General features: G+C 70.6%; 12 protein-coding genes and 1 pseudogene. 10 read left to right on the top strand and 3 right to left on the bottom strand.

What is annotated here, in order from left to right; all coding sequences use genetic code 11:
- Positions 1-19 precede the first annotated feature (19 nt).
- The 6 genes and pseudogenes from ACIA5C_RS33850 to ACIA5C_RS33825 all read left to right on the top strand — a co-directional run bounded on the left by ACIA5C_RS33850 (position 20) and on the right by ACIA5C_RS33825 (position 5,162).
- Positions 20-2,284 carry a putative bifunctional diguanylate cyclase/phosphodiesterase gene (locus ACIA5C_RS33850; RefSeq protein WP_396062318.1) on the top strand — a complete coding sequence of 755 codons (2,265 nt, stop codon included), beginning with the start codon at positions 20-22 and terminating at the stop codon, positions 2,282-2,284.
- Between the two features lie 46 nt (positions 2,285-2,330).
- On the top strand, positions 2,331-2,456 hold the full coding sequence (locus ACIA5C_RS33845; protein ID WP_396062316.1) for a hypothetical protein: 126 nt from the start codon (positions 2,331-2,333) through the stop codon (positions 2,454-2,456).
- A pseudogene (locus ACIA5C_RS33840) lies at positions 2,429-2,500 on the top strand (hypothetical protein); the annotation flags it as partial. The gene ACIA5C_RS33845 and the pseudogene ACIA5C_RS33840, both read left to right, overlap by 28 nt.
- Before the next feature lie 87 nt (positions 2,501-2,587).
- Positions 2,588-2,980, top strand: coding sequence for a nuclear transport factor 2 family protein (locus tag ACIA5C_RS33835; RefSeq protein WP_396062314.1), 393 nt, complete (start codon positions 2,588-2,590; stop codon positions 2,978-2,980).
- Entirely contained in the window at positions 2,970-3,635 is a 666-nt protein-coding gene (locus tag ACIA5C_RS33830; RefSeq protein WP_396062312.1) for an SDR family oxidoreductase, read from the top strand. Before ACIA5C_RS33835 ends, ACIA5C_RS33830 begins: the two co-directional genes overlap by 11 nt.
- A gap of 24 nt (positions 3,636-3,659) precedes the next feature.
- Complete coding sequence (locus tag ACIA5C_RS33825) at positions 3,660-5,162, top strand: MFS transporter (protein WP_396062310.1); 1,503 nt, start codon at positions 3,660-3,662, stop codon at positions 5,160-5,162.
- A gap of 191 nt (positions 5,163-5,353) precedes the next feature.
- On the opposite strand, the gene ACIA5C_RS33820 is transcribed toward ACIA5C_RS33825, so the two are convergent.
- Positions 5,354-6,121 carry a CPBP family intramembrane glutamic endopeptidase gene (locus tag ACIA5C_RS33820; protein ID WP_396062308.1) on the bottom strand — a complete coding sequence of 256 codons (768 nt, stop codon included), beginning with the start codon at positions 6,119-6,121 and terminating at the stop codon, positions 5,354-5,356.
- 144 nt (positions 6,122-6,265) lie between these two features.
- Here ACIA5C_RS33820 and ACIA5C_RS33815 point away from each other — a divergent pair, with 144 nt between their 5' ends.
- A complete protein-coding gene (locus ACIA5C_RS33815; protein WP_396062306.1) occupies positions 6,266-7,372 on the top strand; it encodes a globin domain-containing protein in 1,107 nt (368 codons plus the stop codon).
- A gap of 2 nt (positions 7,373-7,374) precedes the next feature.
- Here ACIA5C_RS33815 and ACIA5C_RS33810 read toward each other — a convergent pair whose 3' ends face one another.
- Positions 7,375-8,901: a peptide deformylase gene (locus ACIA5C_RS33810; RefSeq protein WP_396062890.1), complete on the bottom strand. Its 1,527-nt coding sequence runs from the start codon at positions 8,899-8,901 to the stop codon at positions 7,375-7,377.
- A gap of 313 nt (positions 8,902-9,214) precedes the next feature.
- On the opposite strand from ACIA5C_RS33810, the gene ACIA5C_RS33805 reads away from it, so the two are divergent.
- The gene (locus tag ACIA5C_RS33805; RefSeq protein WP_396062888.1) at positions 9,215-9,931 is read left to right on the top strand and encodes an IucA/IucC family C-terminal-domain containing protein; all 717 of its coding nucleotides are present in this window, start codon (positions 9,215-9,217) and stop codon (positions 9,929-9,931) included.
- Between the two features lie 297 nt (positions 9,932-10,228).
- On the opposite strand, the gene ACIA5C_RS33800 is transcribed toward ACIA5C_RS33805, so the two are convergent.
- Positions 10,229-11,209 carry an NADPH:quinone oxidoreductase family protein gene (locus tag ACIA5C_RS33800; RefSeq protein WP_396062304.1) on the bottom strand — a complete coding sequence of 327 codons (981 nt, stop codon included), beginning with the start codon at positions 11,207-11,209 and terminating at the stop codon, positions 10,229-10,231.
- 106 nt (positions 11,210-11,315) lie between these two features.
- Here ACIA5C_RS33800 and ACIA5C_RS33795 point away from each other — a divergent pair, with 106 nt between their 5' ends.
- Together ACIA5C_RS33795 and ACIA5C_RS33790 are read left to right on the top strand one after the other, a co-directional pair.
- Complete coding sequence (locus ACIA5C_RS33795) at positions 11,316-11,912, top strand: TetR/AcrR family transcriptional regulator (protein ID WP_396062302.1); 597 nt, start codon at positions 11,316-11,318, stop codon at positions 11,910-11,912.
- A 238-nt stretch (positions 11,913-12,150) separates the two neighbouring features.
- The gene (locus ACIA5C_RS33790) at positions 12,151-12,831 is read left to right on the top strand and encodes an SDR family NAD(P)-dependent oxidoreductase (RefSeq protein WP_396062300.1); all 681 of its coding nucleotides are present in this window, start codon (positions 12,151-12,153) and stop codon (positions 12,829-12,831) included.
- The last annotated feature ends 384 nt before the right edge of the window (positions 12,832-13,215 follow it).

Raw genomic sequence — 13,215 nt, 5'->3', positions numbered from 1 at the left:
GACAGCCGATCACACGGCAGTGATACGACAGCAGCGGCAGGTGATCGCGCTGGTCGCGTTGAGCCTGGCCACCTGCGTGCCGATCTTCTTGCTCGCCGGCACCGCGGCCGCACCGTACACCCAGTTGGGCAGCAGCACGATCGCCTGCGTCGCGGCCGTGCTCTGCGGCATCGCCGCCCGCCGGGCCGCCGGCACCCAGCGCGGTGGCTGGGCGCTGCTCGCGGGTGGCTGCCTGAGCTGGGGCGTGGGCAACTTCTACTGGTCGTGGAACGAATTGGTGGTCCACGCCGACGTGCTGTTCCCGTCGTTCGCCGACTACGGCTACCTGCTGTTCCCGGTTCTCGGCGCGGCCGGCCTCTGGCTGATCTCGGGCTGGAACTCGGTCGGGTCGCGGCTGACCGTGCTGCTCGACGGCATGATCGTCGGGTGCGCGCTGTTCGTCGTCGGCTGGGCGGTCACCGTCCGCTCGGTGTGGGAAGCCGGCGCCGACACGCCGCTCGCGCTGCTGGTGTCCCTGGCCTACCCGGTCAGCGACATCATGCTGGCCACGATGGCGGTGCTGCTGGCCGCGCGCACCCGCAAGGGCAGCCGGGGCATCGGCTTCCTGCTGATCCTCGGCGTGGCCGGCATGACGACCTCCGATATCTGGTTCGCCCTTTCCACCTCGGCCGAGACCTACCACACCGGGCAGGTTTCGGACGGCGGTTGGTTCGTGGCGTTCGCCGCATGCGGCGCGGCCGGCTGGGCGGCGATGCGCAAGCCGATGGTGCTCGACGAGACCGGCGTGGCGAGCCGCTGGCAGATCATGCTGCCGTACGTTCCGTTCGGCCTGGCGGCCTTCGTGATCTCCGGGCAGACCCTGGCCGGGGCGAAGGTGGACGCCCCCGAGGTGGTCCCGATGCTGGCCGGCATCATCCTGATCCTGCTGCGGCAGCTCTCCACGCTGCTGCACAACTCGACGCTCGCCCGTCGCCTGGAGCACCAGGCCTACCACGACCCGCTAACCGGGCTTGGCAACCGCGCGCTGTTCACCGACCGGCTCGAAGACGCCCTCGACCTGCAGACGCCGACCGCGATCGTCTACCTCGACCTCGACGACTTCAAGATGATCAACGACTCGCTGGGGCACGACGCCGGTGACATCGTGCTGCGGACGGTCGCCGAGCGGCTCCAGGTCTCCTTCCCCGGCGACGACGACACCATCGCCCGGCTCGGTGGCGACGAGTTCGCCGTACTCACCTCGCCGGTCGCCGGTCTGCCGGCGGTCGCCGAACGGCTGCTCACCGGCCTGCGCGAGCCCTTCCAGATCGGTGCCCGCACGCTCGAGATCGGGGCCAGCGTCGGCATCGCGCTCTCCGACGGCAGCCCGATGCCTTCGGAAGACCTTCGCAAGAACGTCGACCTGGCGATGTACGCGGCCAAGGCGCAGGGCAAAAACACGTACGCCCTGTTCGAGCCCTCGATGCGGCAGGGTTTCGACCGCGAGATGATGTGGCGGGCCGACCTGGCCCAGGCGCTGGCCTACCAGGCGCTGCACGTGGCGTTCCAGCCGATCGTCGGGCTGGGCGACCGCCGGGTGGTCGGCGTCGAGGCGCTGGCCCGCTGGAACCACCCGACGCTCGGGCCGGTGCCGCCGGACGTGTTCATCCCGGTCGCCGAGCGGGCCGCGCTCGTGGGCGACCTGGGGATCCTGGTGCTGCGGCAGGCCTGCGCCCAGTTCGCGGCGTGGCCCGGCTCGGTCGAGGCCTACCTGTCGGTGAACGTCTCACCGCTGCAGATGCTCGACCCGGGTTTCCCGGCCCGGGTCGCCGCGACGCTGGCCGAGGCCGGCCTGCGGCCGCAGCAGCTAGTGCTCGAGGTGACGGAGAACGCGCTCGCCGACGAGTCTGAGGTGATCGGCACGCTGCGGCAGTTGCGGGCCACCGGCGTACGCATCGCGATCGACGACTTCGGCACCGGCTACGCCTCCCTGCGCTACCTGCACCGGTTCCCGGCCGACATCGTCAAGATCGACCGTACGTACGTGCAGGACATCGCCCGCGACCCGGCGGCCGCCCGCATCGTCGGGACGCTGTGGCAGCTGTTCGGGGCGATCGGGCTCACCGCGGTGGCCGAGGGCATCGAGGACGCGGCCCAGGCCGAGATGCTGATCGAGCTGGGCTGCCCGGTCGGGCAGGGCTTCCTGTTGGGCCACCCGGGCGAGCTCGGCGCGATCGAGATGCAGCCGGCCGTTCCGAACCTGCCCTTCGCGACGTCGGCGAGACTCACCCGTGTCGTCGAATAGCAACCGGTGAGTTTCCCGGCCGGCGCGGATCCATAGAGTCCAGGAGGTGTCTGTGGACGGATTCGCGGAGGTCGCCGGGCCGCTCCGGCGGGAGATCCTGGCCCACAACAACTTCGCCTGGCCTTCGTCGCCGCACTTCAGCATCTGCCGCCGCGCCAACGGGCCGCGCTGATCCTGCGGGACGTCGCGGAACTGCCGGCCGACGAGGTCGCGAAGATCCTCGGCACGACCACGATCGCGGTCAACAGCGCGCTGCTGCGGGCCCGGGAGCGGATCTCCCGCGAGGCGCCGGATCCCGACGAGATGCGGGAGCCGGGCGGCTTCGACATCGAGCGCTATGCCGAAGCTTTCGAACGGGCCGACCTCGAAGCGCTCGCCGCGGCGCTGCGCGACGACGTGACTTTGGAGATGCCGCCGCACGCCACCTGGTTCGCCGGCCGCGAGGCGGTGCTGGGTTTCCTCGGCACGCATGTGCTTGTCGAACCCGGGCTTTTCCGGACCCGGCCGCTGACCGCCAACGGGCAGCCGGCCCTCGCGCTCTACGCCCACGGCGAGGCCCATGCGCTGCAGGTCCTCGACCTCGACCGCGGCGGCGTCCGGCGGATCCACATCTTCCTGATGCCGGAACTGCTGCCGATGTTCGGTCAGCCGGTGAGTTTGCCGTCCGGCCCGGATCTCCCTGGGCATGACAGCTGAAAACGTAGTAGTGGTCGGCGGCAGCCGCGGCCTGGGCCTTGGCGTCGCCACCGCGGCTCGCAACGCCGGAGCCCGGGTGACCTCCGTGTCCCGCGCCCAGGGCGACGCCGCCGACGAGGCCTTCGCCGACAAAGTGCTGGCCGAGCAGCGCCCCGACCTGCTGGTGATCACGGCCGGGGCGCTCCCGGAGATGCGGCCCCTGACCGAACAGACCTGGGAAACCTTCTCCATCAACTGGAACGCCGACGTCCGCATCGCCTTCGCCTGGCTGCGGGCGGCACTCCGGCTGCCCCTCGATCCCGGCGCACGGGTGGTCGTCTTCGGCAGCGGCGCCGAGCTTCGCAGCTCACCGCTCAGCGGCGGCTACGCGGGCGCCAAGGCCACGGTCCGGCTCATCACCGGCTACGCCGGCGGGCTCGGCCTGCAGACAACCACGGTCCTTCCGCTGATCACACCGGGCACGGCGGTCGGGGAGACGGCCATTGAGGCGTACGGCGTGAGCGCTGGACTGAGTCCTGAGGAGTTCCGTGCCGGCCTGACCTCCTACGCCTCCCCGGAAGTCGCCGGCCAGGCGATCGTCGCGCTGGCCGACGCGCCCTCGCTCGCGCCGGTCTACGTGCTCGACGCGTCCGGCCTGCACGCACTCGACCGCTGAGCCCCGCTGAGCCAGAGTGGGGTCATGATCCCTGAGGACCGGCAGGCCCTGCACCACCGCACGATCAGCGTCGTCATGGCGTCGCAGGTGTTCAGCGGGGCCGGGCTGGCCGCCGGGGTCACCGTGGGAGCGCTGCTGGCCGAGGACATGCTCGGCACCAGCAGCCTCTCCGGGTTACCGTCGGCCCTGTTCACGGCCGGATCGGCCGGGACAGCCCTGGGCGTCGGCCGGCTGTCGCAACGGCTGGGCCGCCGGGCCGGCCTGACCGCCGGCTACGCGGCCGGCGCGCTCGGCGGCGCCGGCGTGGTCGTCGCCGCGGCGATCGACAACGTCGTTCTCCTGCTGTTCTTCCTGCTCGTCTACGGCGCCGGGACGGCCACCAACTTGCAGGCCCGCTACGCGGGCGCGGACCTGGTCGAGCCGGGCCGCCGCGGCCGCGCAGTCAGTTCCGTCCTGGTCGCCACCACGATCGGAGCCGTCATCGGCCCCAACCTGGTGTCGGCCACCGGCCGCATCGCGACCCACTGGCACATCCCGGCGCTGGCCGGCCCGTTCGCGCTGGCCGCCCTGGCCTACGCCGTAGCCGGCACCATCATCTTTGCGCTCCTGCGCCCGGACCCACTCCTGGTCTCCCGAACCCAGCCCGAGACGCCACCCGCCGCCGCCGGATCGGCCATTGCCGCTGAACCAGTCGCCCCCGCCGGATCGGCTGCGGACGCCGGGTTGGCTACGGACTCCGGGTCGGCCGCCGCTGGGTTGGCTGCGGACTCCGGGTCGGCCGCCGCCGGGTCGGCTGCCGCCGGGTCGGCTGCCGCCGGGTCGGCTGCCGCCGGGTCGGCTGCCGCCGGGTCGGCTGCCGCCGGGTCGGCTGCAGACTCCGGGTCGGCCGCCGCTGGGTTGGCTGCGGACTCCGGGTCGGCCGCCGCTGGGTTGGCTGCGGGCGCCGGGTTGGCCGCCCAGCCGGTGAAGGCCGGCGTGCTCGCGGGCGCCGCCACGATGATTCTCACCCAGCTGGTGATGGTCGCGGTCATGACGATGACGCCGGTACAGATGGAGGCACACGGCCACGACCTGTCCGCGACCGGTCTGGTCATCGCCGTGCACATCGCCGGCATGTACCTGCCGTCGCCGATCACCGGCTTCCTCGTCGACCGGGTCGGCCGGATCCCGGTCGCGGTTGCGTCCGGCGTCACGCTGCTCGCCGCCGGCGTGGTCTCCGCGACCGCCCCCGACAACTCCGTCCCGCTCCTGGCCGTAGCACTGGCCCTGCTGGGCCTCGGCTGGAACCTGGGCCTGATCTCCGGCACCGCCATGATCACCGACGCCGCTCCGCTCGAAACCCGCGCCAAAACCCAGGGCGCCGTCGACCTCTGCGTTTCCCTGGCCGGCGCCGGCGGCGGCATCACCAGCGGCCTGATCATGGCGGCCACCAGCTACTCCGCTCTCTCCATCGGCGGCGGCGTCCTCGCCCTGGCGGTAATACCCTTCGTCATCACCAACGCCCGCCGCGCAACGACGGCAGCGTAAATTCGGCTGGCCCACGGTAGGCGGCCAAGGTTGCGAGCCTCGGCCCGATCGTGCCGTGGACGCTATTCGACTGCACCGCCATCCGCGTCGCGCACAGCCGACGGCACCGACGGCTGGCGCCAAGCGCTGTCCGAGCTTGACCTGCAGCGAGATCGACCCGGTCGAACGCTGAGCCGCGGTGGGCACAGCTGCTAAAGCCAGGACAGCCAGGAGTGCGGCACCAACGTGTAGCCGACGAAGGCGGCCGTATCCAGGATTGTGTGCGCCACGATCAGGGGCATGACCCGCTTCGTCTTCATGAAGAACAGCGCGAACACGACGCCCATCACGGCGTTGCCGACGAAGGCGCCGAAGCCCTGGTACAGGTGGTAGGAACCGCGCAGTACGGCCGAGCAGGCGACGATCACGGCGGGCGAGCGGCCGAGTCCCCGCAGCCGGGTGATCAGGTAGCCGACGACGATGACCTCTTCCAGCACCGCGTTCTCGATCGCGGAGAGGATGAGGACCGGGATTGCCCACCAGACCGGCTGCAGGGCCGCGGGCACGATGTCGGCGCTGATGCCGAGCAGGCGTGCGACGTACACCAGAAGCAGCCCGGGAATGCCGATGCAGGCGGCGAGCAACGTGCCCCAGCCCAGGTCGAAGCCGGGCCGCTGGGCCGTGAGGCCGAGCGTCCGGCGCGGCTGAAGCCGGTCGCGAGCGAGCAGGTAGAGCGCCAACGCCACCGGGATCAGTGCGAAGAAGATGCCGAGCAGTTGGTAGGTGAGGTCGAGGTACGGCCGGGGCGACTGCGACTGGTTGAGGACCGCGGCCTGCTGGGAGAGCGGCTTGCCGGCGGTGAGCTTGGCGATCAGCGAGACCACCGCGTAGACCGCGGACTGTCCCAGCGAGAGCAGCAGCACGATGACGATCTCGCCAGCTACGACGGGGCGGCTATCGGCCTCGCGATCAACAGTCACGCGACAACCTTAGGGTCTGTCACTCGAAAGGAATCCCACCGCCAAGGCTAAACGGACCTATCCGGACAAGGGGAACGGGTGGAATGTGACCGGTCGCACCGGTCGTGCGTCGTCATTCCGACCGGGATGCGCAGGCTGCAAGGCATGGGTGACCTCGGACGACTGCTCAAGGAGAGCTGGATCCTGGTCGAGGAGCATCAGGAAAAGGTGGCGAGCTACTTCTACGCCCGGATGTTCCTGTCCCGCCCCGACCTGCGCGATCTATTCCCGGTCCACATGGACGTGCAGCGCGCGCGATTGCTGAACGCGATCGTCACCGCGGTGCAGACCATCGAGGACCCGGAGAGCTTCGACGAATACCTGCGTGGCCTCGGTCGCGATCATCGGAAGTTTCACGTGGAACCAGAACACTACGAGGTGGTGGGCAGCTCCTTGATCGAAGCGATGCGGGCGTACGCGGGTGAGCAGTGGGGTGTCGAGTACGACCAGGCGTGGGCCGACGCGTACGCGGTGATCGCCTCGAAGATGATGGCCGGCGCGGAGGCCGACACCAATCCGCCCTACTGGTACGGCGAGGTGCTGGCCCACGAACGGCGCTCGTCCGATATCGCCGTCTTCACCGTCCTGCCGATGCAGCCGCTGGAGTTCCGGGCCGGGCAGTACCTGAGCATCGAGTGCCCGCGCTTCCAGCCGAGGCTCTGGCGCACCTACTCGGTGGCCAACGCGCCCCGCCGCGACAACACGCTGGAGTTCCACGTGCGGGCGGTCGGTGCCGGTTGGGTGTCGAGTTCGCTGGTCCGCCGGCTAGAGGTCGGCGACATGGTCCGCCTGGCCGCGCCGATGGGCACGATGACCCTGGACCGTCGCTCGACCCGGGACGCGGTCTTCATCGCGGGCGGCACCGGGCTCGCCCCGATCAAGTCGCTGATCGAGGAGCTGACCCGCTACAACCGGACCCGCTGGGTGCACGTCTTCTTCGGCGCCCGCAACCGGGAGGACCTCTACGACCTGGCCGAACTCAACCGCCTGGCCGCGCGCTATCCCTGGCTGTCGGTGGTGACCGCGTGCAGCGACGACCCCGGGTTCGCCGGTGAGCAGGGCAACATCTCCGACGTCGTGGCCCGCTACGGCCCGTGGAACGAGCACGACTTCTTCGTCTCCGGCTCCGGCTCGATGGTCAAGTCGACGCTCAAGACGCTGGCGGAGTTGCAGGTGCCCTCGATGCGCATCAAATACGACGCGTTCAGCTGAGTTCAGTACGCCCAGGGGCGTCCGGTCTGGTGATAGTTCGCCACCGGCACGAGGTTGGACTCGGCGTGCATCCGGTCGACGTAAAGGCGGCCCTCCAGGTGGTCGATCTCGTGCGCCACGAGCCGGGCCATCGCCCGATCGAACGTAGTGATCATGCGGGTGCCGTCGTACCGGGCGTGCTCGACGTCGATCCGCAGGGGCCGCTGCACCAGGCCGCGATAGTCGAAGAAGGACAGACAGCCCTCGTACTGCTCGTCCCGTTCCAGCGACTCACCGACGATCCGCGGGTTGAGCAGCACGATCGGCGAAGCGTCGAGCTCGGCCGGCCGCACCACCGCGGCCGCCACCGACCGGCCGATCTGCGGGGCCGCCAGACCGACGCCCTTGCTGAAGTCGTGCAACTCCTCGAGCCGGGTCAGGGAGCCCAGCAACGCCTCGACCGTCTCGCGGGCCGACGACTCCTCGCGCGGCAACTGGAAGTGACGGGCCCGCTGCCGGAGCAGGTCGGAGCCGCGCTGCACGATCCCGATGCCCCGCAGCTGCTGCGACTTTCGGGGGTGGGCGCCGTTCGGAGCGAACTCGTCGTAGCGCGGCGCCCCGATGCCCCGGAACCGCCACTCCAGGCGGTAGCGGGCGTTCAGCGTCGGCTGGTCGGTCGACCATTCGAAGACGGCCCGGTCGTCCTCGTTGTGCCGTTCGAGGGGTGACCGCACCGGCGCTTCGGCGGCCAGTGACGTCTCCACGCCCCACACCTGCGGGTCGAAGTCGATCGGGAAGTCGAGGCGTACGGTCAATCGGCGCGTTGGCAGACGCACGGCCCGCTGGAACCACTGGCCCCATTTTTCCTCGCCGACCGTGTACGCGTATTGGATCGTCGTGCGGTCACCTGGGTAGAGCGGGAACTGCCCGCGCTCGTTGGCGAAGAGCAGCCAGATCTCCTTCGACGCGTCCCGGTCGAGCTTGACCCGCCACTGCATGCGCTCGATCGCGTCGCCCTCGCCGGCGTGCGCCTCGAGGTCGAGTTCCTCGAAGGTCAGCGGGTGTTCACGGTGGTGCCGGTTGGACCCGGCCGGGTCGTGCGGGTAACGGTCCACTGTGATCTTCATGAGGTAGCGGCTGACCGGCTCGGCGCCCGCGTTGTAGAGCGCGCGGGTGACCCGGCAGCGGTAGGCGCCCTCGGTGTAGACCAGTTCGGCGATCTCGTGCTCGACGATCAGCCCGGTGCCCGGTGGCAGCCACTGGACGGGCACGGGCGGGTCGCGGTGCAGCGCCACTCCGCGAGCGTGGCGGAGTTCGTCGTACTCCTGGAAGCGCTGCCAGATCAGGCCGCCCGCTCCGAGGACCGCCTCGGCCCGGCGGGCGAAGTCCTCGGTCGGCTTGTGACGGCGGCCCTCGACGTGGCTGACGTAGGACGGGTCGAAGCCCATGCGCGCGGCGAGTTGTTTCTTACTCATCCCGCGCTCGACCCGCCAGTGAGCCAGCGCCGTCACAAATTGGTCAGCGGCCCGGTCAACAGGCGAGGTGGTCATCATCGATGTCCCCTTGGCGACGAGAACCTCAGTCTCGCCGCCGCCCGGTGTCCGTTAGGAGCTAGTAGCGCCTTACTGACAGATGCCTTGACTTTGTTAGGCACCCTTTCGGCGGGGGTATTCGACCGTGGACCGTATTGGTTAGGCTAGCCTTAACGGTGTACGGTGGGTCGCCTCGGGGCTGGCCCTTCTGACAAAAGGCGAGGTGGGCGGTGGCAAGCAAGCGACGGGACGGTGGCGCTCAGTGACCACCGCTCTCGACCGCGCGACGCCGTTCCTTCCGCTCGCCCCGGTCACCGACACGCTGCGCGTGATGTTCGGCACCAGTACGGAGATTCCCGGGCTCGCCCCCGACCTCACCGTCGCCGACCCGTCCGCCTGGGTCCCGGCGACCGGCCTCACCGGCGGCCACCTCGATCTCCTGCTCGAGTCGGCCGGCCACCGCTGGAACGCGCAGCCGCACGCCGCCGCCGCGCTGGCGTGGAAGGCATACACCTACTGGCTGGCCCTCCCGGCCGTCCTCGGCTGGGCCAGCGCCCGCCGGGTCCCGCTGCTAAGCGCCGAGCACGTACTCATGCACTTCCGTGACCCGCGCCCGCTGATCACTCTGGGCCTGCACCCCGACACCCCGGTCGCGGTCCTGCCGACCGACCCGATCGCGCTGAGCGGCCTCCCTCAGATCCGCGTGGTCCCCGACGAGCGGGCCCTGCTGGCCGAGTTCCGCCGCTCCCTGCTCGACGAGCACCTCGAGCCGATGCTCAACGCTCTCCACGACCGCGTCCGGCTCGGCAAGCGCACCCTCCTCGGCTCGCTGGCCTCCGGCGTCGCCTACGGCATCCTCCGCTCGGCCGACGCCGTGCCCGGCTCCTCCGCCGACCAGGTGCACGAGCTCCTGACCACCCTCGGCGTCGACGACCTGATCGAGCTGGTGCCGGACCGCACCGGCCGCCTCGACGTACAGCGCAAGACCTGCTGCCTGGCCTTCACCTTGCCGAAACCCAAGGTCTGCCAGGGCTGCTGCATCAAATAGCCCGGCGGCTTGCCGCCGGCTTCCCAGAAGTACGGGCTGAGCCATGGCCCCGCCCACACCGCCGGGCGCCGTCGTTGGTCACCCTCCGCGCGCCGCCGCCGGGCGGGCCCGCGCGGTCCGCCGGCCGCTGTCGTTGGTCGCCCTTGGTGTCCTGCCGCCGGCCGCTGTCGTTGGTCGCCCTTGGTGTCCTGCCGCCGGCCGCTGTCGTTGGTTGCCCTCCGCGCCCTGCCGCCGGCTGCCGTCGTTGGTCGCCCTCGGCGCGTCGCCGCCGGGCGCCCCGCCCGGTCACTCTGCCCGTCAAGGCAGCAGCGCCAGCTTGCCCACGGTGGCCCGCGCCTCCAGCTCGGCCAGTGCTTTCGGGCCCTCGGCCAGCCGATATGCGGTGGGTTCCGCGGGGCCGAGCACTCCGGTCGCGAGCAGCCCGAACAGCTCGCCCATGACTTCGCCGAAGACCCGGGGCGCGGCCTGGATCAGCACGCCGATGTTGAGCCCGACGACCTGCACCTGATGCCGGTAGACCAGGTCCCAGTTGCTGATCGTGGCCGCCCCGCCGGCCAGCCCGTAGACGACGACCCGGCCGGTGACCCGTTTGGCCGCGGCCAGGCTCGCCTCGAGGGTGGCACCCCCGACCGACTCGAGCACCAGGTCGGCGCCCGCACCGCTGGTCAGCCGCCGCACCTCGGCCGCGATGTCGGCGTCCCGGGAGTCGAGGACGTGATCGGCGCCGACTGCCCGCACCACTTCGTGTTTGCCGGCCGAGGCCGTGGCGATCACCGTCGCCCCGTAGTGCTTGGCTATTTTCACCGCGGCCTGTCCCGTCGCGCCCGCCGCGGCGTGGATCAGCACGGTGTGTCCAGCCGCGATGCCGCCGAGGGGCCGGAGCGCGGCCAGCGCCGTCGGCCAGCTCACGACCAGACCCAGAGCCTGCTCGTCGGCCCAGCCTTCCGGTACCGGGACCGCCGCGGCCGCGGGCAGCACCATGTATTCGGCGAACGCACCGCCCCGGATGCCGGCGCCGATGACGTGAGCGCCGACTTTCACCTCGGTCACGCCGGCACCGACCGCGACGACCTCTCCCGCGCCCTCGATGCCCGCCACGTAAGGCGGCTGTGGTCCACCGGCGAACGTGCCGTACGCCTGCGAGACGTCGACGTAGTTGACGCCGGCCGCGACGACCCGGATCAGAACCTCGCCCGCGCCCGGGGAGGGCGTCGGCGCGTCCGTGATCAGCCGCAGGTCCCGCGGCCCGTTCAATGATGTCTGTTGCAGCGTACGCATGCTCGGCTCCTTTGTTTATCGAACAACCAACAAACCGTTACACGCCGCAGCAGGCAGGTCAAGGTAAAGTCGATCGAACGACAAACAAGTCTGGAGATCGCCCCCGATGGCAACTCGCGGCCGGCCGCGCACGTTCGATCCCGAGGTCGCCCTGCGTCAGGCGCTCGAGCTGTTCTGGGAGCGCGGCTACGAGGGCACCTCGATCAGCGATCTCGCCGAGGCCATGGGCATCGCCTCGGCCAGCATCTATGCGGCCTTCGGCAGCAAGGAAGATCTGTTCCGACGGGTCATGGCGCTCTACGGCAGCACCTCGGGCGAGCCGCCCCGGCGTGCGCTGCGCGAGGAGCCGACGCCCCGCGCCGCGATCCTCGCCATGCTGCGCGCCACCGCCGACGAGATCACCCGCCCGGACGCGCCGCCCGGCTGCATGCTGATCCTGGCCGCCCCACTGGGCGCGGTGGAAAACCACGCGGTCCGCGAGTTCCTCGCCGTCCTCCGCCGCGACCAGTTCACGACCATCCGGGACCGCCTGGCCCGCGACCTCCGCCTGCCACCCGACCGCCTCGACGCCGTGGCCCGCTACTACACCACCCTCATGCAGGGTCTCTCCATCCAGGCGCGGGACGGTGCCACCCGAGCCGACCTGGAGTCGGTCATCACGTGCGCCATGGCGTCCTGGGAGCCGCTCACCTCGGGCGAGTGATCGCTCCCGAGTGCGCGGCCCTGTTCGGCGATGAGTCGACGGCATTGCCGGAGCGGCAGGCCGGGCTGCGAAGACGCGGTAACCGTCGCCGCTCGCAGCCGGCCGCTCAGGGTGGCCAGGTCGCCGGCGGCGCGGATCGTCAGCAACACCGACTCCGGACCGCTCTCCGCCGCGATTTTGACGAACCCGCGTCGCCGGCCGGGGTCTTGCCCGCCGACCCGTTGGTAGCGTCGCCTGCGTGGATCTTGGACTGAGTGGACACGTCGTGCTGGTCGTCGGTGGCACCGGCCTGATCGGCCGGGCGGTCGTCGCTCGGCTGCGGGCGGAGGGTGCGACGGCGATCGCCGCCTCGCGGCATGCCGAGGACGGCATCACGCTCGACGCGCAAAACCCGGAGTCGGTCACGGCCGCGATCGACGGCCTGCTGCGGGCGTACGGACGGCTCGACGCGCTCGTGGTCGCGGCCGCGCCCAGCGCCCGCACCCTGGATGCCTCCCGCCACGCCGATCCCGAGCAGGTCCTCGGCGCGATCGACACGAAGGCAATGTCGTTCCTGCGGCTGGTCAACGCGGCCCTGCCGGCCATGACCGGTGCCGGCTATGGGCGGATTGTCGGCGTTAGCGGCCAGAATGCGCTGCTCACCGGCAACGTGGCCGGCTCGGTGCGGAACGCCGCCCTGATCATCGCCGCGAAGAACCTCGCCGACACGATGGCCGGCACCGGGGTCACCATCAACACGGTCAGCCCCGGGATCGTGTCCGACACCCCGGCGGCCGAGGTCGAGATGGGCCGCCCGGGGGACTCGCATCCGGACCAGATCGCCGACCTGATCGCGTTCCTGGTCTCGCCGCGGGCCGGGGCCATCTCCGGCGAGTCCATCGCGATCGGACATCGGGTGCGCGGCGTGACATCCATGTGACGGCCTGACATATGTAACGCACAGCGACGAATGGTTCGCCCGGGTCCGGACAAGACATACGCATGTCCGCCGATGTGCTTATGGGGGCGAGCAGGCATGATTCCTTCTGCGGGCAAGCGCCGATTCGGCCGGCCCGTCGACACGGGCCTGCCGGTGCCGACCAGGATGTTGGGGGCGATGTCCTGGTCGTCAACGCATGACGACGCCCGTGCGGAAGTCCAGGCGGCACCGGGAGTGTTTTCGGCCTCCCGGTGCCACCTCGGACGACCCAGCTAACTCGAGCCACCCACTAGACACCTTTCGGGTTGGGGGTCTGGCGCAGATCCACTGTGACGCTTGCGGGTGATCGTCTCGGTAACCCGTCGTCGAGTCTGCTGAGCTGTA

It is taken from the genome of Actinoplanes sp. NPDC051343, assembly GCF_044455125.1.
Classification (GTDB): domain Bacteria; phylum Actinomycetota; class Actinomycetes; order Mycobacteriales; family Micromonosporaceae; genus Actinoplanes.
Note: the sequence above shows the minus strand (reverse complement) of the source record. Positions and strands in the feature narration are given on the sequence as shown.